This window comes from Pseudomonas kulmbachensis, assembly GCF_963681935.1.
GTDB lineage: Bacteria > Pseudomonadota > Gammaproteobacteria > Pseudomonadales > Pseudomonadaceae > Aquipseudomonas > Aquipseudomonas kulmbachensis.
Map to the genome: position 1 here is coordinate 1,946,628 of NZ_OY817088.1, position 23,036 is coordinate 1,969,663.

The 23,036-nt window shown below is 57.8% G+C and carries 26 protein-coding genes and 4 tRNA genes; 18 read left to right on the forward strand and 12 right to left on the reverse strand.

Features of this window, described 5'->3' with window-relative positions:
- Positions 1 to 7 precede the first annotated feature (7 nt).
- Positions 8 to 970 (forward strand): alpha/beta hydrolase, encoded by a 963-nt coding sequence (locus tag U5A05_RS08850; RefSeq protein WP_321836134.1) that lies wholly within the window; start codon positions 8 to 10, stop codon positions 968 to 970.
- Here the strand turns inward: U5A05_RS08850 and U5A05_RS08855 are convergent.
- Both U5A05_RS08855 and U5A05_RS08860 read right to left on the reverse strand, forming a co-directional pair.
- Complete coding sequence (locus U5A05_RS08855) at positions 967 to 2,292, reverse strand: Nramp family divalent metal transporter (RefSeq protein WP_261741751.1); 1,326 nt, start codon at positions 2,290 to 2,292, stop codon at positions 967 to 969. The genes U5A05_RS08850 and U5A05_RS08855 overlap by 4 nt on opposite strands.
- Positions 2,293 to 2,312: 20 nt before the next feature.
- On the reverse strand, positions 2,313 to 3,263 hold the full coding sequence (locus U5A05_RS08860) for a 2-hydroxyacid dehydrogenase (RefSeq protein ID WP_261741752.1): 951 nt from the start codon (positions 3,261 to 3,263) through the stop codon (positions 2,313 to 2,315).
- A gap of 202 nt (positions 3,264 to 3,465) precedes the next feature.
- Here U5A05_RS08860 and gltX point away from each other — a divergent pair, with 202 nt between their 5' ends.
- The 8 genes from gltX (at position 3,466) to U5A05_RS08900 (ending at position 7,975) form a co-directional block, all read left to right on the forward strand.
- Positions 3,466 to 4,947 carry a glutamate--tRNA ligase gene (gene gltX / locus U5A05_RS08865; protein WP_261741753.1) on the forward strand — a complete coding sequence of 494 codons (1,482 nt, stop codon included), beginning with the start codon at positions 3,466 to 3,468 and terminating at the stop codon, positions 4,945 to 4,947.
- A gap of 285 nt (positions 4,948 to 5,232) precedes the next feature.
- Positions 5,233 to 5,308, forward strand: a tRNA-Ala gene (locus U5A05_RS08870).
- A gap of 74 nt (positions 5,309 to 5,382) precedes the next feature.
- Positions 5,383 to 5,458: transfer RNA gene (locus tag U5A05_RS08875), tRNA-Glu, on the forward strand.
- Between the two features lie 50 nt (positions 5,459 to 5,508).
- A tRNA-Ala gene (locus U5A05_RS08880) sits at positions 5,509 to 5,584 on the forward strand.
- Between the two features lie 77 nt (positions 5,585 to 5,661).
- Positions 5,662 to 5,737, forward strand: a tRNA-Glu gene (locus tag U5A05_RS08885).
- 151 nt (positions 5,738 to 5,888) lie between these two features.
- A complete protein-coding gene (locus U5A05_RS08890) occupies positions 5,889 to 6,323 on the forward strand; it encodes an acyl-CoA thioesterase (RefSeq protein WP_261741754.1) in 435 nt (144 codons plus the stop codon).
- Positions 6,324 to 6,396: 73 nt separating this feature from the next.
- Positions 6,397 to 7,356, forward strand: a complete 960-nt coding sequence (locus U5A05_RS08895) for a tRNA dihydrouridine synthase (protein ID WP_261741755.1) — start codon at positions 6,397 to 6,399, stop codon at positions 7,354 to 7,356.
- Between the two features lie 166 nt (positions 7,357 to 7,522).
- On the forward strand, positions 7,523 to 7,975 hold the full coding sequence (locus U5A05_RS08900) for an Hsp20 family protein (protein WP_261741756.1): 453 nt from the start codon (positions 7,523 to 7,525) through the stop codon (positions 7,973 to 7,975).
- A 135-nt stretch (positions 7,976 to 8,110) separates the two neighbouring features.
- On the opposite strand, the gene pbpG is transcribed toward U5A05_RS08900, so the two are convergent.
- Positions 8,111 to 9,049: a D-alanyl-D-alanine endopeptidase gene (pbpG, locus tag U5A05_RS08905; protein ID WP_261741757.1), complete on the reverse strand. Its 939-nt coding sequence runs from the start codon at positions 9,047 to 9,049 to the stop codon at positions 8,111 to 8,113.
- A 319-nt stretch (positions 9,050 to 9,368) separates the two neighbouring features.
- Here pbpG and U5A05_RS08910 point away from each other — a divergent pair, with 319 nt between their 5' ends.
- Positions 9,369 to 10,310, forward strand: coding sequence for a class I SAM-dependent methyltransferase (locus U5A05_RS08910; protein WP_321836135.1), 942 nt, complete (start codon positions 9,369 to 9,371; stop codon positions 10,308 to 10,310).
- Positions 10,311 to 10,535: 225 nt separating this feature from the next.
- Here the strand turns inward: U5A05_RS08910 and U5A05_RS08915 are convergent, their stop codons facing one another.
- The gene (locus U5A05_RS08915) at positions 10,536 to 11,054 is read right to left on the reverse strand and encodes a Dps family protein (protein ID WP_261741759.1); all 519 of its coding nucleotides are present in this window, start codon (positions 11,052 to 11,054) and stop codon (positions 10,536 to 10,538) included.
- 204 nt (positions 11,055 to 11,258) lie between these two features.
- Between U5A05_RS08915 and U5A05_RS08920 the strand changes: the two genes are divergently transcribed.
- Complete coding sequence (locus tag U5A05_RS08920; protein WP_321836136.1) at positions 11,259 to 11,954, forward strand: AzlC family ABC transporter permease; 696 nt, start codon at positions 11,259 to 11,261, stop codon at positions 11,952 to 11,954.
- Positions 11,951 to 12,262 carry an AzlD domain-containing protein gene (locus tag U5A05_RS08925; protein WP_261741761.1) on the forward strand — a complete coding sequence of 104 codons (312 nt, stop codon included), beginning with the start codon at positions 11,951 to 11,953 and terminating at the stop codon, positions 12,260 to 12,262. Before U5A05_RS08920 ends, U5A05_RS08925 begins: the two co-directional genes overlap by 4 nt.
- Here U5A05_RS08925 and U5A05_RS08930 read toward each other — a convergent pair.
- From U5A05_RS08930 to U5A05_RS08940, 3 genes are all read right to left on the reverse strand, one after another.
- Positions 12,210 to 12,404: a hypothetical protein gene (locus U5A05_RS08930; RefSeq protein ID WP_261741762.1), complete on the reverse strand. Its 195-nt coding sequence runs from the start codon at positions 12,402 to 12,404 to the stop codon at positions 12,210 to 12,212. The genes U5A05_RS08925 and U5A05_RS08930 overlap by 53 nt on opposite strands.
- Positions 12,405 to 12,499: 95 nt before the next feature.
- On the reverse strand, positions 12,500 to 12,694 hold the full coding sequence (locus U5A05_RS08935; protein ID WP_261741763.1) for a hypothetical protein: 195 nt from the start codon (positions 12,692 to 12,694) through the stop codon (positions 12,500 to 12,502).
- 159 nt (positions 12,695 to 12,853) lie between these two features.
- Complete coding sequence (locus U5A05_RS08940; protein ID WP_261741764.1) at positions 12,854 to 13,204, reverse strand: hypothetical protein; 351 nt, start codon at positions 13,202 to 13,204, stop codon at positions 12,854 to 12,856.
- Positions 13,205 to 13,437: 233 nt separating this feature from the next.
- Between U5A05_RS08940 and U5A05_RS08945 the strand changes: the two genes are divergently transcribed.
- Complete coding sequence (locus tag U5A05_RS08945) at positions 13,438 to 14,256, forward strand: shikimate 5-dehydrogenase (RefSeq protein WP_261741765.1); 819 nt, start codon at positions 13,438 to 13,440, stop codon at positions 14,254 to 14,256.
- A gap of 38 nt (positions 14,257 to 14,294) precedes the next feature.
- Here U5A05_RS08945 and U5A05_RS08950 read toward each other — a convergent pair whose 3' ends face one another.
- Positions 14,295 to 14,966: a YceH family protein gene (locus tag U5A05_RS08950; protein ID WP_261741766.1), complete on the reverse strand. Its 672-nt coding sequence runs from the start codon at positions 14,964 to 14,966 to the stop codon at positions 14,295 to 14,297.
- A gap of 130 nt (positions 14,967 to 15,096) precedes the next feature.
- The gene (locus U5A05_RS08955; protein WP_321836137.1) at positions 15,097 to 16,413 is read right to left on the reverse strand and encodes an MFS transporter; all 1,317 of its coding nucleotides are present in this window, start codon (positions 16,411 to 16,413) and stop codon (positions 15,097 to 15,099) included.
- 111 nt (positions 16,414 to 16,524) lie between these two features.
- Between U5A05_RS08955 and U5A05_RS08960 the strand changes: the two genes are divergently transcribed.
- Complete coding sequence (locus U5A05_RS08960) at positions 16,525 to 17,034, forward strand: DUF1993 domain-containing protein (protein ID WP_321836138.1); 510 nt, start codon at positions 16,525 to 16,527, stop codon at positions 17,032 to 17,034.
- 55 nt (positions 17,035 to 17,089) lie between these two features.
- Here U5A05_RS08960 and sstT read toward each other — a convergent pair whose 3' ends face one another.
- Positions 17,090 to 18,322 (reverse strand): serine/threonine transporter SstT, encoded by a 1,233-nt coding sequence (gene sstT, locus U5A05_RS08965; RefSeq protein ID WP_321836139.1) that lies wholly within the window; start codon positions 18,320 to 18,322, stop codon positions 17,090 to 17,092.
- 366 nt (positions 18,323 to 18,688) lie between these two features.
- Between sstT and U5A05_RS08970 the strand changes: the two genes are divergently transcribed.
- Entirely contained in the window at positions 18,689 to 19,852 is a 1,164-nt protein-coding gene (locus U5A05_RS08970; RefSeq protein WP_321836140.1) for an MFS transporter, read from the forward strand.
- Here the strand turns inward: U5A05_RS08970 and nhaR are convergent.
- On the reverse strand, positions 19,839 to 20,738 hold the full coding sequence (gene nhaR / locus U5A05_RS08975; RefSeq protein WP_321836141.1) for a transcriptional activator NhaR: 900 nt from the start codon (positions 20,736 to 20,738) through the stop codon (positions 19,839 to 19,841). The genes U5A05_RS08970 and nhaR overlap by 14 nt on opposite strands.
- A gap of 135 nt (positions 20,739 to 20,873) precedes the next feature.
- Here nhaR and U5A05_RS08980 point away from each other — a divergent pair, with 135 nt between their 5' ends.
- A complete protein-coding gene (locus U5A05_RS08980; protein ID WP_261741772.1) occupies positions 20,874 to 21,113 on the forward strand; it encodes a hypothetical protein in 240 nt (79 codons plus the stop codon).
- A 30-nt stretch (positions 21,114 to 21,143) separates the two neighbouring features.
- Complete coding sequence (locus U5A05_RS08985) at positions 21,144 to 21,899, forward strand: TerC family protein (RefSeq protein WP_261741773.1); 756 nt, start codon at positions 21,144 to 21,146, stop codon at positions 21,897 to 21,899.
- Positions 21,900 to 21,954: 55 nt separating this feature from the next.
- On the opposite strand, the gene U5A05_RS08990 is transcribed toward U5A05_RS08985, so the two are convergent.
- Positions 21,955 to 22,122 (reverse strand): hypothetical protein, encoded by a 168-nt coding sequence (locus tag U5A05_RS08990; protein WP_261741774.1) that lies wholly within the window; start codon positions 22,120 to 22,122, stop codon positions 21,955 to 21,957.
- A 224-nt stretch (positions 22,123 to 22,346) separates the two neighbouring features.
- On the opposite strand from U5A05_RS08990, the gene U5A05_RS08995 reads away from it, so the two are divergent.
- Entirely contained in the window at positions 22,347 to 23,024 is a 678-nt protein-coding gene (locus tag U5A05_RS08995) for a peptidase C39 family protein (RefSeq protein ID WP_321836142.1), read from the forward strand.
- Positions 23,025 to 23,036 lie beyond the last annotated feature (12 nt).

The window sequence follows — 23,036 nt, forward strand, 5'->3', positions numbered from 1 at the left end:
AACCGAAATGCCTGTATTACCCGAACTGGAAGCGTTTTTGGAACTGGCTGAATTCAGCCGCATGACCGGCAAGAGCCAGCCCATGCACACGCTGACCCCGGCCCAGGCCCGCAGTGAATTTGAGCTCAGCTCGGGGGTATTTGATGTGCCAGTGCCCGAGGTCGACAGCTACGACCTGCGCATCCCGGCGCGGGATGGTTTCAGTCTGCCTGCGCGGTTGTATCGTGGTGCGCAGCTGGATGGTTCGCGGCTGCCGGTAGTGATTTATTTTCACGGTGGCGGCTATGTGATCGGCAGTCTCGACAGTCATGACGCGCTGTGCCGACGTTTGGCGGCAGCGGGGCACTTTGCAGTGCTGGCGGTGGATTACCGGCTGGCGCCGGAGTGGGTATTCCCCACGGCACTGCACGACGCCTGCGATGCGGTGAACTGGCTGCTGCGCGACGGTGCCAGGCACGGGCTGGATGCCACGCGAGTGGCGTTTGCCGGAGACAGCGCAGGGGGCACGTTGAGCACGGTACTCGCGATTCTGGCGGTGCGCGAACCGCAGGAAGTCGCCATCGTGCCGCGTGCGCAGGTGCTGCTTTACCCGGTGACGGATGGCAGCTGCAAGCGTGATTCCCATGTGCGGTATGCCGAGGGCTACCTGCTCGAAACCGCGTGCATGGACTGGTTTTACCGGCTCTACAGTCGCACTCCGGCTGACGTGCAGGATTGGCGTATTTCGCCCTTGCTGGCACCGGATGTCAGTGGCCTGGCCCCGGCGCTGGTGTACCTGGCCGGTTACGATCCGCTGCACGACGAAGGGTTGGCCTATGCGGAAAAACTCAAGCGGGCGGGCAATCAAGTGCTGCTGTGCGAAGAGCCCGGCATGACCCACGACTTTATGCGCATGAGCGGGTTGCTGGAGGAGGTGCCGGTGATTCATGGACGGGTGGCGAGCTGGCTGGATGGGCAGCTCGGGTGTTAGTCCCCGAACCCGAGCTGCGCAATCAGCCAGACGTTGGCGCAGCTGATCAGCGCAAACAGAAACCAGGCCAACAACCGGGTTGGTAGGCGGTTGGCGAAGGGGCCCATGAGTTTCTGGTCGCTGGTCATGCGGATCAGCGGGTACAGCGCAAACGGCAATTGCAGGCTGAGCACGACCTGGCTGAGTATCAGCAACTTGCCCACTGCGCCGTCGCCCATCAGCCAGACCCCGAGAAACGCCGGGATCAGCGCCAGTCCGCGGGTGATCAGGCGGCGTTGCCAGCAGGGGATATGCAGGTCCAGGTAGCCTTCCATGATCACCTGCCCGGCGATGGTGCCGGTGAAGGTCGAGCTTTGCCCGGAGGCCAGCAGCGCCACGCCGAACAGGACACTGGCCATGGCGCCGCCCACCAGCGGGTCGAGCATGCGGTAGGCGTCCTGGATTTCGACCACATCGCTGTGACCGGTCTGGTGAAAGGCGGCAGCCGCGAGGATCAGGATCGCCGCGTTGACCAGCAACGCCAGGGCCAGCGAGCCGATGGTGTCGATGCGTGACAGGCGCACCGCGTCCAGTTTGCTGGCGTAGTCGGTGCCGGTCAGGCGTGTTTGTACAATGGAGCTGTGCAGGTACAGATTGTGCGGCATGACGGTGGCGCCAATGATGCCGATGGCAATGTACAGCGGCGCTGCGTCACTGATGGCTGACAGTGACGGTTTGAAACCTTGGAACACGTCCGGCCAGTAAGGCTTGATCAGCACCAGTTCGACAAAAAAGCACCCGACGATAGTCAACACCAGCGCCAGCATGATGGCTTCCAGGCGGCGGAAACCCTTGCCTTGCAAGGCAAGCACCAGCAGCGTGTCGAAGGCAGTGAGGGCGATGCCGACGGTCATCGAACAACCCAGTAGCAGGTGGAAGGCCAGCGCGCAGCCGAGCACTTCGGCGAGGTCGGTGGCGATGATCGATATTTCCGCCAATAGCCATTGCACTCGTGCCGAGCGCTTGCTGTAGCGTTCGCGGCACAGTTGCGCCAGATCGCGGCCAGTGGCGATCCCGAGTCGCGAACACAGGCACTGCACGGCCATCCCGGCGAGGCTGGCGAGCAGTACCACAAACAACAGGTTGTAGCCGTATCGCGAACCGGCTTCGATGGCGGTGGCCCAGTTGCCGGGGTCCATGTAGCCGATGCTGATCAGCAAGCCGGGCCCGGCAAAGCGCAGTACGCGTTTAAACAACGGCGCGCTGGCATCGACGGCAACGCTACCGCTGACTTCGGAAGGGCAGAAGGGCGCGGTGGCGGTTTTAGGCAGGCTGAATTTCAAGCTCGGGCTCCACTGGACAGTCAGACAGGCGTGGGCAACCGCACAGGTGTGAGGACCGGTTGCCCGGAGAAATACGCCAGCAGGTTGTTGACGACCAATTGCACGGTGCCTTGTGCGGCTTCTGGCGATTGACCGCCCATGTGCGGGGTCATGACCACGTTGCCGAGGGTTTTGAGGGCATCGGGAACCTGGGGTTCGTGATCGAAGACGTCGAGCCCGGCGCCGGCGATTCGGGCGCTGGCCAGTGCAGCAATCAGCGCGTCGGTGTCAATCACGCTGCCGCGCGCAATATTGATCAGGTAGCCATGCGGCCCCAGGGCATCGAGCACCGGGGCATCGACCAGATGCCGGGTGTCGCTGCCGCCCGGTGTGGCCACGATCAGGAAGTCCACGGCAGCGGCCAGTTCGGCCACGCTGGCGCAGTAGGTATAGGGGGTGTCAGGTCGCGGCTGGCGGTTGTGATAGCTGATGCTCATGTCAAAACCGTTCGCTGCACGCTTGGCAATGGCCAGCCCGACGGCGCCCAGCCCGATGATACCCAGGCGTTTTGCGGCCACAGAGGGCTGGCGCAGTTTGTTCCATTCACCCCGGCGGATACCGGCATCGGCCTGGGGAATGCCGCGTACCAGTGACAGCAGCAGCGCCATCGCATGGTCGGCCACGGACGAGGCATTGGCTCCGGCGCCGTTGGTAACGGTAATCCCTCGATTGCTGGCGGCTTGCAAGTCCACTTGCTCATAGCCTGCACCGATCACGCAGATGATCTTGAGCAAGGGCAGGGCGGCCATTTCTTCGGCGAACAGGCCCAAGGGGCCGCGGGTTAAAACGGCATCGATACGTGCGCCATGTTCGGCAATTGCCGCCGCGCGGCTGGCCATGGTCGGTGCAAGGATCAGCTCGAAACCCTCATGTTCGAGCAGTGGCAGGTAATCGTTAACGGTTTCAACCAGCACCAGTACAACGTGGGACATAGGTGTCTCCAGCCAGAGAATGTCGGGAATGGTCCGAGATTAGCACCACTGCCGGGTGCTTTTCCCTGTATCAATTCGATACAAACGCTCTATTTCAGGTTTTTTCAGCCGTGTGGCGGCTGGGCCGAGTCCTGCGCTGGAGCCAAGCAGGGTCGGCCTGTTACCATTCGCCCTTTGTTTTATCTCCATTTCGAGACCGCCCATGACCACCGTTCGCACGCGCATCGCGCCATCGCCTACCGGCGACCCCCACGTCGGCACCGCTTACATCGCTTTGTTCAACTACTGCTTTGCCAAGCAGCATGGCGGCGAATTCATCCTGCGGATCGAAGATACCGACCAGTTGCGCTCGACCCGCGAGTCCGAGCAGCAGATCTACGACGCCCTGCGCTGGTTGGGTATCACCTGGAGCGAAGGCCCGGACGTTGGCGGCCCGCACGGCCCGTACCGTCAAAGCGAGCGTAGCGAGATCTACAAGAAGTACACCCAGCAACTGGTCGAAATGGGCCATGCCTTTCCGTGCTTCTGCACCAGCGAAGAATTGGACCAGATGCGCGCCGAGCAAATGGCCAAGGGCGAGACCCCGCGCTACGACGGTCGAGCGCTGCTGTTGTCCAAGGAAGAAGTCGCGCAGCGCTTGGCCGCTGGCGAACCGCATGTGATCCGCATGAAAGTGCCGACCGAAGGCGTATGCGTGGTGCCGGACCTGCTGCGCGGTGATGTCGAGATCCCGTGGGATCGTATGGACATGCAAGTGCTGATGAAGACCGACGGTCTGCCGACGTACTTCCTGGCCAACGTGGTCGACGATCACCTGATGGGCATCACCCATGTACTGCGTGGCGAAGAATGGCTGCCATCGGCACCCAAGCTGATCCTGCTGTACGAATACTTTGGCTGGGAACAACCGCAGCTGTGCTACATGCCGCTGTTGCGTAACCCGGACAAGAGCAAACTGTCCAAGCGCAAGAACCCGACTTCGGTGACGTTCTACGAGCGCATGGGCTTTATGCCTGAAGCGATGCTCAACTACCTGGGCCGTATGGGCTGGTCGATGCCGGACGAGCGCGAGAAGTTCTCGCTGCAGGAAATGGTCGACAACTTTGACCTGTCCCGCGTCTCGCTGGGCGGGCCGATCTTTGACGTTGAGAAACTGTCCTGGCTTAACGGCCAATGGTTGCGCGATCTGCCTCTGGAAGAGTTCGCCAGCCGCGTGCAGCAATGGGCGCTGAACCCTGAGTACATGATGAAGATCGCGCCGCTGGTGCAAGGCCGGGTTGAAACCTTCAGCCAGATCGCGCCATTGGCCGGGTTCTTCTTCTCCGGCGGCTTGCAGCTGGATGCCAAGCTGTTTGAGCACAAGAAGCTGTCCAATGAGCAAGTGCGTCAGTTGATGCAACTGATCCTGTGGAAGCTCGAGAGCCTGCGTCAGTGGGAAAAAGACGCGATCACGGGGTGCATCCAGACCGTGGTTGAGTCCCTGGAGCTGAAGCTGCGTGATGCCATGCCGCTGATGTTCGCCTCGATCACAGGGCAAGCCAGCTCGGTGTCGGTGCTGGACGCGATGGAGATTCTGGGACCGGACCTGACCCGCTTCCGTCTGCGTCAGGCGCTGGACCTGCTGGGCGGCGTGTCGAAGAAAGAAAATAAAGAGTGGGAAAAGCTGTTTAACGCGATTGGTTAACTGCTTTTATTTGTAGCCGCTGCCGCAGGCTGCGATGGACTGCGCAGCAGTCCTGAGGGGGTGAAGGTCCTTCGGCCCTTATCGCAGCCTTCGGCAGCGGCTACAGATTTCGTGGGTTTGGCCCAGTATTTACAGGGCGGGGAGGGTAAGTGGTTGTTCTCACGGCAAATTTTTTTAAAAAACTTTGAAAATAAGTTTGACAGCCTACCCATCCAGTCTTAATATGCGCCCCGTCCACACAGCAACACGAAACAAGCAGCAAGAAACACGCTGCAGTGTCTGTTTGGGGCTATAGCTCAGCTGGGAGAGCGCTTGCATGGCATGCAAGAGGTCAACGGTTCGATCCCGTTTAGCTCCACCAATTTACAGTTCAATGCCTGGCCACACCGGCATTGAATCGATCAACACTCAGTGTTGATCAGTTAGAAGGTTTGTGTCCCCTTCGTCTAGTGGCCTAGGACACCGCCCTTTCACGGCGGTAACAGGGGTTCGAGTCCCCTAGGGGACGCCAGTTTTACAGAAGCAGCACTTCGGTGATGCTCCGCCGCCAGGCGATAAATCGGGGCTATAGCTCAGCTGGGAGAGCGCTTGCATGGCATGCAAGAGGTCAACGGTTCGATCCCGTTTAGCTCCACCAATTTACAGTTCAATGCTTGGCCACACCGGCATTGAATCGATCAGCACTCAGTGCTGATCACTGTTAGAAGGGTTTGTGTCCCCTTCGTCTAGTGGCCTAGGACACCGCCCTTTCACGGCGGTAACAGGGGTTCGAGTCCCCTAGGGGACGCCACGATTACCCGCTTTGCGGGATTTATAAGGGTCATTCGATTATTGAATGACCCTTTTGTTTGTCTGCAGTTTTTATATTCCTCGCCTGCAAGCTTGCAGCAGCCCCCTCTGCGTTACACTGCTCTCCTTATTTGTGTACCGGGAGACAAGGCATGAGTTGGGATTTGGCAGCGCCGTTTATCATTGACCTGCACGTGCAGGCTGAAGACATCGACGGGTTTGGCCATGCCAATAACGCGGCCTATGTGGTCTGGCTGGAACGTTGTGCCTGGCGCCATTCGCAGCGCCTGGGGCTGGACCTCACCGAGTACCGTCGTCTTGATCGCGCCATGGCGGTATCCCGGCATGAAATCGATTACCTTGCCAGCGCCTATGAAGACGACGAGCTGCAACTGGCGACCTGGATTGTCGATTGCGACCAGCGCCTGCGCATGACCCGTCATTTTCAACTGGTCCGCCCCAGCGATGGTGTGACCCTGTTGCGTGCGCAAACCACCTTTGTCTGCATCGAGCTGTCCACCGGCAAGCCCAAGCGCCTGCCGCCCGAGTTTCTTGAAGGTTATGGTCCGGCTGTCGTGACAGCCTGACAGGCAGCGCCTGCTCATACCGATTGCCCGCAGAACCACGTAAACTGCCCCACGTTTTTGATGAGAGTCACCCATGCAAATTGCTTTGGCGCCGATGGAGGGGTTGGTCGACAACATCCTGCGTGATGTCCTGACCCGCACCGGCGGTATTGATTGGTGTGTGACCGAATTTATTCGGGTCACCGAACGGCTGTTACCTGAAGCCTACTTCCATAAATTCGCCCCTGAACTGCAGCACGGAGCAAAAACCCGCTCTGGCGTGCCCCTGCGTGTGCAGTTGCTGGGTTCTGATCCTGCCTGTCTGGCCGATAACGCGGCGCTGGCCTGTGAGTTGGGTTCCGGGGTGATTGACCTCAACTTTGGCTGCCCGGCCAAAACCGTGAACAAGTCCCGTGGCGGAGCGGTGCTGCTCAAGGAGCCCGAGCTGCTGCACGCGATCCTGCTGCAAGTGCGCCGCACCGTGCCAGCGCATATCCCGGTCACCGCCAAGATGCGTCTGGGCTTTGATACGCCAGACAGCGCCAATGAGTGCGCGATTGCCTTGGCCGAAGGCGGCGCCAGTCAGATTGTGGTGCATGCGCGGACCAAGATGGATGGCTACAAGCCGCCTGCGCATTGGGAATACATCGCCCAGGTGCAGGAAGCGGTCAAGGTGCCGGTGTTTGCCAATGGCGATATCTGGTCGGTTGAAGACTGGCGCCGTTGCCGCGAAATCAGTGGGGCTGAAGACATCATGCTCGGTCGCGGTCTGGTGTCGCGCCCCGATCTGGCCCGGCAAATCGCCGCAGCCCGTGCCGGTGAGGAAGTGGTTGAAATGACCTGGGCCGATTTACAGCCCATGATCCGCGACTTCTGGGCCCAGGCCGAGGCTCAGCTGACGCCGCGTTCAGCTCCGGGCCGACTCAAGCAGTGGCTGGCGATGCTGACCCGCAACTACCCTGAAGCTGTCGTACTGTTCAATGCCATGCGCCGGGAAACCGACTGTGAAAAGGTTAGGCATATGGTCAATAACCCGCCAGCAGACGCTGCCTGAAACAGCTGAAAAAAATTAAAAAAAGCTCTTGAAATGGTTTTTACGGTCCTTATCTAGTGTCCTGTCTCGCAAGTACTGATCCTTTTTGTGAGACAGGACACTCGGGTACGCGATGCCGAAACCGGGTCGCGTAACAATATCTCGCTGAAATCAGGAGGATAAAATTATGAGCAACGCATTTTCCATGGCGCCACTGTTCCGCAATTCTGTCGGCTTTGACCGTTTTAGTGATTTGTTTGAAACCGCTTTGCGCAACGACTCGAGCGGCGGCTACCCACCTTACAACGTTGAAAAACGTGGTGAAGACAGCTATCGCATCGTGGTTGCAGCAGCAGGCTTCCAGCAAGATGATCTGGACCTGCAAGTAGAGAAGGGCGTGCTGACCGTGAGCGGCAGCAAACGTGAAAGCATGAGCGATGAAGGTGTGACCTTCTTGCATCAGGGCATTGCACAGCGGGCCTTTAAATTGTCCTTCCGTCTCGACGATCATATCGAGATCAAAGGCGCCAACCTGAGTAATGGCTTGTTGAGCATTGACTTGCAACGGGTGGTGCCGGAAGAGGCAAAAGCCAAGCGCATCCCGATTAATGGGGATTCGCAGCCTGCTCTGCAACACTAATCTGAGCACGCGCTAGCCAAGAACCCCGTCTTTGTGGCGGGGTTCTTGCTATCCGGGTGTTCGTGGCGGGCAGTACGCAGGCATTTGTCCCCGATCTCTCCCCGGGGCAAGTGCCTGCATTTTATCCGCAATCCGTCACTTGGCAGGCTGGCCTGCTGTCAGTTGGTGTTTTTGCAGATTCTTGTCAGCTTTGTAGCGCAAGGCTACATCGGGCACGCTGCCGCTTTTGCCGGTTTCCAGCCAGTTACGGATCCGCCCTGCGTCGGCGAAGTGGGTGTATTTGCCAAAGGCATCCAGAATAACCAGCGAAACCGGGCGACCGCCCATTTCAGTCACCAGCACCAAACAATGACCAGCCTGATTGGTAAAGCCGGTTTTGGTGATCTTGATATTCCACTTGTCCTTGTTCACCAGATGGTCGGTGTTATGGAAACCCAGGGTGTAGTTGGGTTTGCGAAATGCCACGGTTTTTTCCTTGGTGGTGCTCAACTGGCTGAGCATCGGGTAATGCCGAGCGGCGGCCAGCAACTTGCTCAGGTCACGTGCGGTAGACACGTTGTGAATCGACAAACCGGTCGGCTCTACGTAATGGGTACTCATCATGCCCAGGCTCTTGGCCTTGGCATTCATCGCTGCGATAAATGCCACATAACCGCCCGGATAGTGATGGGCCAGGCTTGCTGCGGCGCGGTTTTCCGATGACATCAAGGTGATCAGCATCATTTCGTGACGCGACAGCTCACTGCCCAGTTTGACCCGGGAGAACACGCCTTTCATTTCCGGGGTGTCGCTGATGTTGACCGAAATGTACTCATCCATCGACTGCTTGGCGTCCAGTACCACCATGGCGGTCATCAGTTTGGTCACTGAGGCGATAGGAACGATGGCGTCGGGGTTGCTGGCAAAAATGACCTTGTTGGTTTGCAGATCGATCAGCATCGCACTGCCTGAGGCGATATGCAGTTGTGAGGTATCCCTTGGGGCCGAAGTGCTTTCAGCCGCTGCGGCGATTGAAGAAGCACTGGTGCCTGCCAGAACGAAACACAGGCTTAAAATAGAAAGATGAATTTTCACGCAGAATGACTCAAAAAGGGTTGGGAAATACCGGGTTGTAACGGCCGTTACACACATGACGTTACATTTTGTGAGTATGGATCAATAGCGGCAGAAATGCCTGATTTTGCTGGGGTTTGCGCAATAAACAGGTTTTTTACCGGTGCTTTGCTGTTCATGCAGCGCCCGGCGCCGAAATTAGCAGTTGGATGCTGTGCGCAAGCTGAACAGGACTTAAAGATTGCGGGCTGACCTGCGGCCGCTGAGGGCTTGCCTTCACATGCTTGCAGGCGGCGCAATTGTGTAAAATGCCGGCCCCTGAAATTGACCGGCCGGCCCGATGACTCCTGAAGCGTTAACCACCTTGCACCTGCACTTATTGACTGCTCTGCAGACTGCACCCAGCGAAACCCGGCGTTTGTTCCACGGGCGCGGACGGTGCTGGCCGGGGCTTGAGCAGTTGACGGTGGACTGGCTACAAGGCGTGGTACTGGTCTCGCTGTTCAAGGAGCCGGAGGCTGAACCTCTGGATGCCTTGAAGCAATTGCTGCTGAGCATCGCCCAATCGCCGGAGTGGCAAGCCAGCGGCGCGCATACGCTGGTGCTGCAACATCGCTACACGCTGCAGAGCGACACCGAATGGCTGGTGGGCGAGGCGATTGATGAGTGCACGCTGACTGAAGGCGGATTGAGTTATCGAGTGGATCTGGGCCGCAAGCAGAACAACGGCCTGTTTCTGGACATGCGCTATGGTCGTGACTGGGTACGGGCCAACGCCGAGGGCAAGCGGGTATTGAATCTGTTCGCCTACACCTGCGGTTTTTCAGTGGCAGCGATAGAGGGCGGGGCACAGCATGTGGTCAACCTCGATATGTCCCGTGCGGCGTTGAGCCGTGGGCGTGACAACCATCGCTTGAACGGGCATGACATGAGCAAGGTGACGTTTCTGGGTCATGACCTGTTCAAGTCCTGGGGCAAGGTAAAAAGCACCGGCCCTTACGATCTGGTGATCATCGACCCGCCGTCGTTCCAGAAGGGCAGCTTTCTGTTGACCAAGGATTACCAGCGCGTGGTGCGGCGTTTGCCGGAGTTGCTCAGCGAAAACGGCACGGTGCTGGCCTGTATGAACGATCCTGCACTGGGTTCGGACTTTTTGATTGATGGCGTGACCCAGGATGCGCCGAGCCTGCACTTTGTTCAGCGTCTGGACAACCCGCCGGAGTTCCCGGATGCCGACGTCGAGTGTGGCCTCAAGGCGCTGGTGTTCAAGCAGGGCGTTTGACGGGCAAAAAAAAGCCCGCGGGGGAGGGGGCGGGCCAAGGGTTCATTGAATGAGCAATGAGCGCGGCGAATATACCCTTCGCAGCGCTTATGGAAGATGAAACAAAATTCATCGACTCAAACAGGAATCGCACTGTAGCCGCTGCCGGAGGCTGCGATCGAGGGCGGAGCCCTGGCAAACCGGTCTTAGCCTCGCAGCTCTCCTCAGCGGCTACAGAATTTTGGGTTACTTGGTGCGCGACGACTCAAACAGGAACCACACGCGGCGTTCTGCTTCGTCGATCCAATTTTCCAGCAGGCTGGTGGTGGCCACGTCTCCGAGTTCGGAACACATGTCGTGGGTCTCACGCATGTAGGCGGCCAGCTGGATATTGTCTTCGCGCAGCTCTGCCAGCATGTCTTCGGGGGTTACGAAGTCAGCATCGTTATCCAGCAGGCGCTGCAGTTTCTTGATATGGCCGATGGAGCGAAGGGTGGTACGCCCCAGTTTGCGCACGCGTTCGGCAATAGCGTCGGTGGTGGCGTAAATTTGATCGGCTTGCTCGTCCAGCAGCAGATGGAAGTCACGGAAATGCGGGCCGGACATATGCCAGTGGAAGTTCTTGGTTTTCATGTAAATGGCGAAAGTGTCAGCCAGCAGTGCATTTACTTCTGCCGCAATGTTGATACAGGCTTTTTCGCTTAGTGCCGTAGGTGTCCGCAGATCGGCCTTTCTGCTTTCCTTGGCGGATTTCAGGTCTGACATGGTGGTTCCTCGTGGCAGCGGTGGATGGGCAACAACGCAACTTGAATGCGCCTGACTAAAGACCAGGATCAGCCTCTCGTCAAACGCGCCGGGCCTTTTCAAGCAGGCCGCGTAAAGTTTTGAGGGGCGCAGAGCAAGATCGTTCAAGACTTTATTCACGCAAGTTGCGACCCTTTGCCGCTGCTTACTGCCGGATTGTTTCTGATGCCTGATTCCCTTGCTCGAACCGCGTTTTTTCGCGGCACCATAGCCTGCCTTCCGTTGACGCTGGCGTGCGCGCCCTGGGGGTTGTTGGCCGGCTCCACGGCGATTGATGCGCAGTTAACGCCTGCACAAAGTCAGGGGCTGTCGCTGTTTGTGTTTGCCGGTGCGGCGCAACTGGTCGCGATCGGCATGATCAAGGGTGGCGCCAGTGCGATCTCGATTCTGGTAACGACCTTGCTGCTGACCTCGCAGCACTTGCTCTATGCGATGCATCTGCGACCGCTGGTATCGCCGTTGCAACCCAAGTGGCGATTTGGGCTGGGCTTTTTGCTGACCGATGAGTTCTTTGCCCTGGTCAGCCCGTTTGACCAGAAGACATTCAATCGCTGGTATGCGCTGGGCGTAGGGCTGTGCATGTACGTGGGCTGGAATATTTTCACCCTTCTGGGCGTGGTGCTGGGCAAGAGCATTCCGGGGCTGGATCAACTGGGGCTGGAATTCTCGATTGCCGCGACCTTTATCGCGTTAATCACACCCATCGTGCGCACTGTCCCGACGATTGTCTGCGTGGCGGTCTCGTTGTTGACCGTTGTGCTGTTCAGTTACTGGCAGTGGGAGTCGGCCATTGTGCTGGCAGGGTTGGCGGGCATGGTTGCAGGCTATCTGTGCAAGCGTCTGGGAGGGTACTGGGCATGATCTGGACGATTATTGGCGGGATGACGCTGATTCTGTTTTTCAACCGCTACCTGTTTCTGGAGCCGCGGTTGCCGATTCGCTTGAATCGCGGGGTCAAGGAGTTCCTGGGCTTTGCAGTGCCGGGAATGCTGACGGCGATCTGCGGGCCGATCATCTTCGTCAAGGATCACGGGCTCGACTTGAGCCTGAGCAACCCATACCTGTTGGCCGGGTTGTGCGCCATAGGTCTGATGCTTTGGCGACGCAACGTATTGCTCAGTGTCGCGTTGAGTGTCGCGTTGTTTTATCTGTTTCGCTGGTGGCTTTGAGTTGTGCCGCAGCGCGTGAGGTAAAGGGGCCGCTGACGGCAACGCCGTCACTGACCACATACCAGCACGCCAACAGGCCGTCGGCGCGAAGTGGGGCCGGTACGGCACTGCCGATGACTGACATGACATGAATCGTGGGCATAAAAACCTCCTTCAAACAATGTCGCTACCTTACGGCCCGGGCCGCTACGCAAGAAATCATTGCGCGTGATAGTCGTCATTGATGGCGGTGAGGTATCAGTCAACCACCAGATCGAGCATGTGCATGACTTCCTGATCGCTCAACAACCCTTCGCGGACAAGGTGCTGGGTCAATAGAGAAACCAGCTTGGCGGTGCGATGGCCTTCGAGCTGCTTGAGCTCGGTCAGAGTGTTGTAAACCTTGCTGGAGGTGCATAGCCCGACGATATGATGCGGGTTTTGTGTAGGCATAAAGGTCGTCCTTGTTTTTATGATTGTGCCGATGATCGAGCAGATTACGCTCCATAATGCCGTACTTGGGGTCAGTACGGTGTCTCATCCGCGACATTCACATTGTCTATTAGGACCCGTCGGCAGCTGAAAAAGCCTGCCGGTTTGCGCGCACCGGTATCACCAGCGTGGCGGGCCGTAATAACCACGTGGCGGGCCGTAGTACACCGGGTGTGGCCGGCCGTAGTAACCCTGATAGTAGACGGGCTGAGGTGGCTGTACATACACCGGTTGCGGTTGGTAATACACCGGCGGTGCCTGTACGTAGACCGGTTGCGGTTGGGCATAGACCGGTTGTTGAACGTAAACCGGACGCGGTTCCTGGCCTGCTATGACTGAACCCACAACCGCAGCGCCGACTACCGCGCCAAAAAGGACAGGGCCGGCACCCCAGCCGCCATGGGCGGATGCCTGACCCGCTACAGCCAGTGCGCCGATAAGCAAAGCCACTTTGGGGATGGTACGCATCATGACGATTCCTCGAATTCCAGCCCCGACGTTTCGGTCTGCACCAGACCACAGATAATCGCGGGGATAACCTTAAGACACTGCTTTTTTAAAAAACTGCGAAGCGTTTTGGTAAATTTTGTGTAAGGTCTGGCAGGCGCTGAGACGTTTCAGCGCAAGCGACCGCAGTATGATCCAACAAATTTCTCGGTACGGCGTGTGCCGTCCATCTAAAAGCATTCAGCAAGGAGATGATCATGCAAATGAATCCGAATAAAGACACCCAGCTGTGCATATCGCTGTCGGGTCGGCCGGGTAACTTCGGACTGCGTTTTCATAATCATCTATACGAACAGCTGGGCCTGAACTTTTACTACAAGGCTTTCAGCAGCAAGGATCTTACGGGCGCCGTAACGGGTATCCGGGCCCTGGGGATTCGTGGTTGCGGGGTATCGATGCCTTTCAAGGAGGCGTGTATTGCGCTGGTGGATGAGCTGGATGCATCGGCCCAAGCCATTGCGTCGATCAACACCATCGTCAACACGGACGGCCACCTCAAGGCCTACAACACTGACTACATCGCTATTGCGCAACTGCTGGCCAGCCATAAAGTCGCCCAAGACACCACCTTTGCCCTGCGTGGCAGCGGCGGCATGGCCAAGGCGGTGGCTTCGGCGTTGCGTGATGGCGGCTATCGCAATGGGCTGATCGTGGCGCGTAACGAGGCGACAGGGGCCGCACTGGCGGCAAGCTGCGGTTATGAGTGGCAGCCGGAGCTGGCTGCACAGCGGCCACAGATGCTGATCAACGTGACGCCGGTGGGCATGGCGGGCGGCGCTGAGGCGGATGATCTGGCCTTTGAAGCGGATGCCATTGATCGTGCCGATATCGTCTTCGATGTGGTGGCGATCCCGGTTGAAACGCCATTGATCATTCGTGGTCGTGCCCAGGGCAAACAGGTGATCACGGGGCTTGAGGTTATTGCGATTCAGGCGCTCGAGCAGTTCGTGCTGTACACCGGTGTCCGGCCTACAACGGAGCAGTTCCAGGCTGCGGTGGCATTTGCCCGTAGTTGATTGCAGTGTCGGGCGAGTTGCCTCGCCCGATATCGGCTTTACTCCAGCTCTGCCAGACGCGCTTCCAGAGCGGCAATGCGCGCCTCAAGAGCTTCAAAACGCTCCAGCGAGACCCCGGACCCACTGCTGCGTTCTGCGGGTTGCTGGCGCGCGGCCATAATCACTTCGATATCTGCCGGATCGCCCAGTGCATGGGTATAGCGGTCCTCGCGCTGGCCGCTCTGGCGTGGCAATAACAGCGCCAGGTCCCGGGCAATCAAGCGTTCGAGCTGGTGCTGCACTTGCTCGATGTCTTCGAAGTCGTGCATGCGGGAGCTGCGGGTCAATAGCTCGTTCAGGGTTTGCGGACCGCGCAGAAACAGCAATCCCAGCAGCACTACTTGTGCAGGCACCAGCTCCAGCGCCTTGTCGACTTTATGTTCCCAGCGATCGGCACGGCTGCCCATGACCAGTCGGGTAAAGCCGCGGCCTTCCAGTGCGCGCAGGCTTTGCCCGACTTGCCCTTGTGTAAGGCTCATCACCGGTTCGCGACTGGTCTTCTGATTGCAGGCCAGTACCAGTGCGTTGAGCGTCAAGGGATAGGTTTCAGGGTTGGTGGTCTGTTTCTCGATCAACGAGCCGAGGATGCGGATCTCGGTGCTGTTGAGCTGAGGCCCTGCATCAGACTCGATCTGCGTGCTTTGTGGGAACTGACTCGCGGGGACTTCCATTTTCTTCTCCAATTTGAGCAACCGTTGCCAGCAACCATTGTGGAGTCTTTTGCGCGGTAGAGCGACAGCCATGTAACCCCCGCTGTGGGAGCGAGCCTGCTTGCTCCCACAGGTTGTTTCTTATTGTCTGTCAGCGATTGACCAGCTTGGCAGGCAGGGCAATCACCAGCAGGCTGCTCAGTAGCAGGCAGCAGGCGAAAAACCACAGCGCGCCGGAGCCGCTGCCCGTCACGTCGATGGCGATGCCCATCAGCGAGTTGCTCACCAGTCCGGCGATATTGGCCAGCGAGCAGGCGAGGGCAAACCCGGTTGCGGCTGCACGGCCCTTGAGAAAGGTCGCCGGTAAACTGAAAAACACCGGTACAGCGCCAATGATCGCGGCCGATGCAATGGCAAACAGCACCACGGTTGCCACAACGTTATGGCTGAAGAAGGTGCTGCCAGCCATGGCGGCCGCGCCAACCAGAAAAGGCACGATGATATGCCAGCGCCGCTCGCGATGACGGTCGGAGCTGGCCCCAATCATCAGCATGCCGATCAGGGCTGCGGCGCTGGGCAGAGCCGTCAATACGCCAATATGGAAGTTGTCGGCGACTCCCGCATTGCGAATGAAAGTGGGCATCCAGAAGGCCATCGCATAGGCGCTGAGCAGGATGGAGAAGTCGATCCCGCCGAGCATCCACACCTTCAGGTTAAAAAAACCGTCGCGAAAGCTGTGCTTGCTGTTTTTGCCTTCGACGTCATCTTTGCGCAGCTCGTTTTCAAGCAACTCTTTTTCTTTGGTATTCAGCCATTTGGCGCTGTGATGGCTATTGGGTAGGGCCCAGAACGTCAGAATCCCGAGCAATATGCTGGGGATCGCCTCGATGATAAACAGCCATTGCCAGCCCCTGAGCCCGGCCGTGTTGTCGAAAGCACCCATGATCCAGCCCGACAGCGGCCCGCCGATCACACTGGAAAGCGGCATGCCGATCATGAATAGGGCAATGATGCGTCCCCGTCGCTGCGTCGGGAACCAGGTGGTCAGGTAATACAGCACGCCCGGTAGAAACCCGGCTTCGGCCGCGCCCAGCAAGAAGCGCACGATGTAGAACTGGGCCGGGGTGGTGACCAGCATGGTGCAGGCCGAGAGCAGGCCCCAGGTGATCATGATCCGGGCAATCCAGACCTTGGCGCCGACCTTTTCCAGGACCAGATTGCTCGGCACCTCGAAAATGATATAGCCGACGAAAAACAACCCTGCGCCCAAGCCGAAGGCGGTTTCACTGAACTGCAGGTCGCCGAGCATTTGCAGCTTGGCGAAGCCAATGTTGATCCGGTCCAGATAGGCGGCCAGATAACAGAAGCAAAGGAAGGGGATGAGTTTCCAGGTGATCTTGCGATAGAGCACCTGGACCGGGTCTTCCATTGCCATGACTGGAGGTGTACCAAAACTTGCAGAAGGCATGCGTGTTATTCCGGCAGTGACCTTAAGGTTGATCTTCATACGCCACAAGAGGACAGGCGTGTCTATAATCGCCGCACATTCAATTCCCGCCCACAGACTGTCGAGACTTTCATGACTATCTCTCTGTACGCTGCTTCCATCCCTGTGTTCAAGCAAATGCTCAACGCCCTGAGCGGTGTTCTGACCAAGGCTGAAGCTCATGCAACCGCCAAGAACATCGACCCGAGCGTGTTTTTGCAAGCGCGTCTGGCACCGGACATGTTCCCGCTGGTACGTCAGGTGCAAATCGCAGTTGATTTTGCCAAGGGTGTGTCGGCCCGTCTGGCTGAAATCGAATTGCCGAAGTATGACGACAGCGAAGTGACCTTCGCCGATCTGCAAGCGCTCATCAGCAAAGTGCTGGCATTTGTTGATTCGATCAAGCCTGAGCAAATCGACGGCAAGGAAGGTATCGAAATCATCACCCGTCAGGGCACGCCGAAAGAGAAACGCTTCACCGGCCAAGCTTACCTGCTGACCTACGGCTTGCCACAGTTCTTCTTCCACGTGACCACTGCTTACGCGATCCTGCGCCACTACGGCGTTGAAGTCGGCAAGCGTGACTACATGGGCGCTTTCTAAGCAAGCCCTCTGTGGGAGCGGGTAAGTCCGGCTCCCACAGATTTGGTTGGTTGTCTTAGCTCTGTTGCACAGCCTTGTCTTGCTGGGCCATGCAAGCAGCAGCCGTAAACAGTACATCAGTGGATGAGTTGAGCGCGGTTTCGGCCGAATCTTGCAGGATGCCAATGATGAAGCCCACAGCTACCACTTGCATCGCAATCTCGCTCGGGATGCCGAACAGGCTGCACGCCAACGGGATCAACAGCAGCGACCCGCCCGCCACGCCCGATGCGCCGCACGCGCAAATGGCTGCCACGACACTCAGCAAAATGGCTGTCGGTATATCGACCGTAATTCCCAGCGTATGCACGGCTGCTAGGCTCAATACCGTAATGGTGATCGCCGCGCCTGCCATATTGATAGTGGCACCCAGCGGGATGGATACCGAGTAGGTGTCTTCATGCAGACCCAAACGCTCGCTCAACGCCATGTTCACTGGAATATTGGCCGCCGAACTGCGGGTGAAGAACGCGGTAATCCCGCTCTCGCGCAGGCACAGGAACACCAGCGGGTACGGGTTGCGACGCAGCTTCCAGAACACGATCAGCGGGTTGACCACCAGTGCCACAAAGAGCATGCAGCCAATCAGCACGGTGAGCAGGTGCAGGTAGCCCAGCAACGCGCCGAAGCCCGAAGTGGCTAGGGTTGAAGCCACCAGGCCGAAAATACCCAGCGGTGCAAAACGGATGACCACACGCACAATCAGGGTGACGCCGTTGGACAGGTCGCTGAGCACGGTGCGAGTGGCATCGCCAGCATGGCGAATGGCAATCCCCATCCCGATAGCCCACGCCAGAATGCCGATAAAGTTGGCGTTGATCAGCGCGTTGACCGGGTTATCCACCACACTCAATAACAGGCTTTGCAACACTTCGCTGATACCACCCGGCGCTGCAATGGCGATGTCTTCGGTGACCAGTACCAGGCTCGATGGAAACAACATGCTGGCGATAACGGCCACTACGGCAGCGGCAAAGGTGCCGAACAGGTAGAGCACCAGGATCGGGCGGATATGGGTTTCTTGTCCGTGTTTATGGTTGGCAATCGATGCCATGACCAGGACAAATACCAGAATCGGTGCCACGGCTTTCAAGGCGCTGACGAACACCTTGCCGATAAAGGCCACCGAAAGCGCAGCCGCAGGTGCAAGCCAGGCCAGCAAAATACCGGCGATCAGACCGATCACAATCTGGGTCACCAGGCTGGTGCTCTTGAGCTTTTGCAGCAGGGTAGGTGGAGCGTCAGTCATAGGGTTTTCTCTAGTTGTTCTGGGTGGTGCATTGAAAAACTATGGGGCGATCAGCAGCAAGCGGGCAGGCTGATCGACGCAAGTCGGCGGGGTTAAACGTTTTGATTAAAGCAGAGTCAGCGGCCGGGGCTGGTCTTGCGTGCTGAACACGTCTGTGTGACTAAAACCACGGCGGGGGGCGAACTTTAACATAGTGATGTAGGTGCATTCTTAAGCAGGGGCAATCTGCCACATCTCATGGCGGGCTTCTATCGAGGGTAACGTGGCTTCGCGTAGAAGCACTCTGTTACTATCACTCATCCCCATTCTTCTTCAAATCAGCGGGCCCCTGGGCTTTCGCTGGCCTCGTTGTCTCTGGAGTTATTCATGCTGTTGCCCATCCTGCTGCTGTCTGCGGCCGGTTTTACCGTGCTCACTACCGAGTTCATCATTGTCGGCCTGCTGCCGTCGATTGCCCGTGACCTTGAGGTCAGCGTGCCCCAGGCCGGTTTGCTGGTGACCCTGTTCGCCTTCACCGTAGCCGCCCTTGGGCCATTTTTGACCGCGTACTTTGCGCGTTTTCCACGCAAGCGGCTGTTTATTACTATTTTGCTGATGTTCGCCTTCGCCAACACCGTGGCGGCGTTGGCGCCGAATATTTGGGTGATGGCATTTGCTCGACTGTTACCCGCGTTGGGTTTGCCGGTGTTCTGGGCCCTGGCCAGCGAAACAGCGGTAGACATCGTAGGCCCGGATTACGCCGGGCGGGCGATTGCCAAAATTGGTTTCGGAATTGTCTGTGCGACAGTATTTGGTATCCCTGTAGGCACCTTGATCTCCGATGCGTGGGGCTGGCGCAGTGCCTTCGGCATTCTGGCGGTGGTAGCACTGGCCAAGGCCTTGCTGCTGTGGATCTACTTACCCACGACCCGAACGGTCAAGGAAGTCGTCACCCTGCGCTCACAATTTGGTTTGTTGCGCAGCCCGCTGATGATTGGCCATATCGTATTGTCGGTGCTGGTGTTTAGCGGCATGTTCACGGCTTACACCTACCTGGCCGACATCCTTGAGCGGTTGGCGGGTTTTGACGGCACCCTGGTGGGTTGGTGTCTGATGGGTTTTGGTGCGGTCGGATTGATCGGCAACTCGTTGGGCGGACGCATGGTGGACCGTCATCCGCTGATTGCTTCGATGGTGTTTTGTGCCTTTATGATTGGCGGCCTGGTGGCGCTGGTGCCGAGTATTCACTCGACCCTGGGCCTTGCTGCGGCGATGGGTATTTGGGGTGTGACGCAGGCGGCGATGTTTCTGGTCAGTCACGTGCGGTTGATGAAAGCCGCGCCCCATGCCCCGGCATTTGCTGCGTCGCTGAACATTGCCGGGGGCAATCTCGGGATTGGCCTGGGCGCGATGGTCGGTGGGCGCGTGATCGATAACTATGGTTTGGGCAGCCTGGGGTTCGTCGCCGCCGGGTTTATTCTGATAGCGATTCTGCTGGCGCTGTTGTTGATGTCCGCCAAGCCTCGCCCTGTGTGCGCTAACGCGGGGTAAACAGCTCGCGCCTGGCTCCCTCGGTAATCGCAACGATGCCGGGGTGGCGGATTTTGCGTTCGACGGTGATGGCGTAAAACGATTCAGTGACCGCTTCGGTGTGACCGATCAGCTCAACGTCAAACTGGCGCATCACCTCCTGAGCAATCACGCTGGGGGCGATAAATACACCGATTCCGGATTGGCCGAAGGCCTGCATCAGTGCGCTGTCATCAAATTCGCCCACGATCCGCGGTTGTATTTGCTGCTCGGCCAGCCAGCGCAGCAAGCGGCTGCGCAGTACGGTCTCGGGGCCAGGGATCAGCAGCGGGGCGCCTTGCAGGCAGTGCGGGAAGTTCTCGGTGTAATCTTTGGCGAGTGTCGGTGCGGCAAAAAAGCTGATGCCGCACTCGCCCAGTTTTTGGCTAAAGCCCTTGATGTCGAGGTGAGAGGGCATAGGGCTGTCGGAAATCACCAGATCCAGACGTTGAATCGCAAGGTCCGCCAGTAGCCGATCGAGTTTGTCTTCACGACAGGTAATACGGATCGGCTCGTTGAGCTCCATGGTGGGTGCGATCAAACGATACACAATCGACTTGGGCACCACATCGGCCACGCCAACCCGAAACAGAATTTGTTGCTCCTTGGGCGCCATGCGCAGCATGCTTTCCAGCTCGCTGCCGAGCTGAAAGATCTGCTCGGCATAGGGCAGCACCTGACGCCCGGTTTCGGTTAACTCCAACTGGCGGCCGACCCGGCGAAACAATGGCAGGCCATAGGTATCTTCCAGCAGGCTGATTTGCCCGCTGATTGTCTGCGGCGTGAGATTGAGTTGTTCGCAGGCGCGAACGATACTGCCGGTTTTGGCAACGACCCAAAAGTAGTGAAGTTGGCGGTAATTAAGCATCGGCGCATCAACAGTTCGTAAAAACCGAAGTATAGCGCTTAAAAATACGAATTTTACTGAAGTGTTTGATTCTCTAGAATCCCGCGTTATGCGCAAGCCACCCCGGTGGCCGTCGGTTTAGAGAGGAAAGAGACCATGAACATTAAAAAATCTGCTGTTGCCGTGTTGTTGGTGTCGGGCCTGGTGCTGATGAGCGGTTGCGATCAGGCAGAAAAAGCTGCCCAACAAATGTTGAGCAAAACCGCTGAGTCCGCCAAACAGGCGATTGATGACACGCACAAGGCGGCTGAACAGGCGCTTAGTGATGCCACTGGCGGGCTGGTTGAAAAAGAGCAGCCTGAACAAGAAAACAAAGACTCATCCAAAGCCATTTAACGCGTCCTACTGCAGAGTCCGAACACACCTATGGAATATCTTTTACAACTGGCTGCCAGCCCCGCAGCCTGGGTTGCCTTGGCCACGTTGATCGTGATGGAAATCGTGCTGGGCATCGATAACCTGATCTTTATCTCGATTTTGACCAACAAACTGCCTGAGCAATACCGCACCAAGGCACGTCGTATCGGTATCGGCATGGCGCTGATTTTACGCCTGGGTCTGCTGGGTACTATCGCCTACATTGTTCAGTTGACCACGCCAGTGTTTGAAGTGCTGGGCAAGGCCTTTTCGTGGAAGGACATGATTCTGATTGCCGGTGGTCTGTTCCTGGTATGGAAAGCCACCAGTGAAATCCACCACAGCATGACCCCGCAACCGGAAGAAAAGACCGAGAGCGTGTCGTCGAAAGTAACCTTGGGTTTTGCGGCGGCCATCGGGCAGATTTTGATGCTGGACCTGGTGTTCTCCATCGACAGCATCATTACCGCAGTCGGCATGACCGAACACTTGCCAATCATGGTGATTGCAGTAGTGGTCGCGGTAATGGTGATGTTGCTGGCTTCGGAGCCTCTGGCCAAATTCATCAATGACAACCCGACCGTGGTGATGCTGGCGCTGGCCTTCCTGATCATGATCGGTATGACCCTGATCGCCGAAGGCTTCGGTGCCCATGTACCTAAAGGCTACGTGTATGCGGCGATGGCGTTCTCGGCCACTGTTGAAACACTGAACATTGTGGCGCGCCAGATTCGGGAAAAACGCCAGGCTGCCCTGGTGAAGTAAGCGTAAGTAACTGCTAAAAAGCCGTCCACCCTGTTTGGGGTGGGCGGCTTTTTGTTTAATGGGCGTTTGCTGCGCCAGCTACCGGTTTTTCAGGGGTGTCTTGCGGTTTTGGCTGCACCTGCGGGTGGTGATGGCGGCTAATGCGCATCAGGCCCCAGAGCATAGCGCCAGCGACAGTCAGCCAGCCGGTGATCAGCAGGACAATCGTGAGTATCGGGCTCATCAGTGCCTCCTTTGCCCCCAACGGGCTCAAACACACGCCAAGCAATGGACAGTCTAGCCTCAGCAGTGTTGCAGTCTATTGACCGAAGGTCGTGCTGGACTAACCATTTTGCTCTATCTCAACGATAGTGCTGTGGCTAAAGGCTATACCTCGTCCTGTTGGCACCCTATGATCGTCACCCTTGGCGGGCCTGATGGTCCGACACTCATTCAAGGCGAGGGAATATGCAGGGAGTGACTGGGTTGAGATCAGCGCGACTGTTGCTGACAGGGTTCCTGGTATTGGTGATGGCGGGATGCGCTAGTGTTGAGTCTCCGCAAATTCAGCGTTTGCCTGAACGGGTCGAGCTCAATGGCGTACCCTTTTTTCGCGGTAATGCCAATCAAGGCGGCCCGCAAACATTGGCCGGGATGCTCGGTGAGCAACGGGTCAGAATTACCCCGGGTCTTTTGATCAAACCGCTTAAGCTGCCGGGCGCCGAAGCTGCATTGCAAGGCAATATGGAGCAACTGGCTGCTGGCTACGGGTTGATGGTCTATCCGTTGGACTCGTCGCTTTCTGCGCTCTTGACCCAAGTCGCTGCAGGCTATCCGGTCATGCTGCGTTTCAGCGATGGCACGCTCTGGTCCGAGCCGCGCTACGCGATGCTTGTAGGTTATAACCGCGCCAAGCGTACGGTAATGCTGCGTGCGGGCATGGAGCGGCGGCGACTGATGAACATCAACACGTTCGAGTCGGCCTGGAAAGATGCCGGAGGCTGGGCGGTACTGATCCTGTCGCCGACACAATTGCCGGCCAATGTCGACAAGGCGCGCTGGTTGAAAGCGGCTAATGACCTGTCCCGCTCGGGACAGGAGCAGGCCGGGGCCACCGCCATCAAGACCCTTGAATCCAATAAATAGACAAACTCTGTG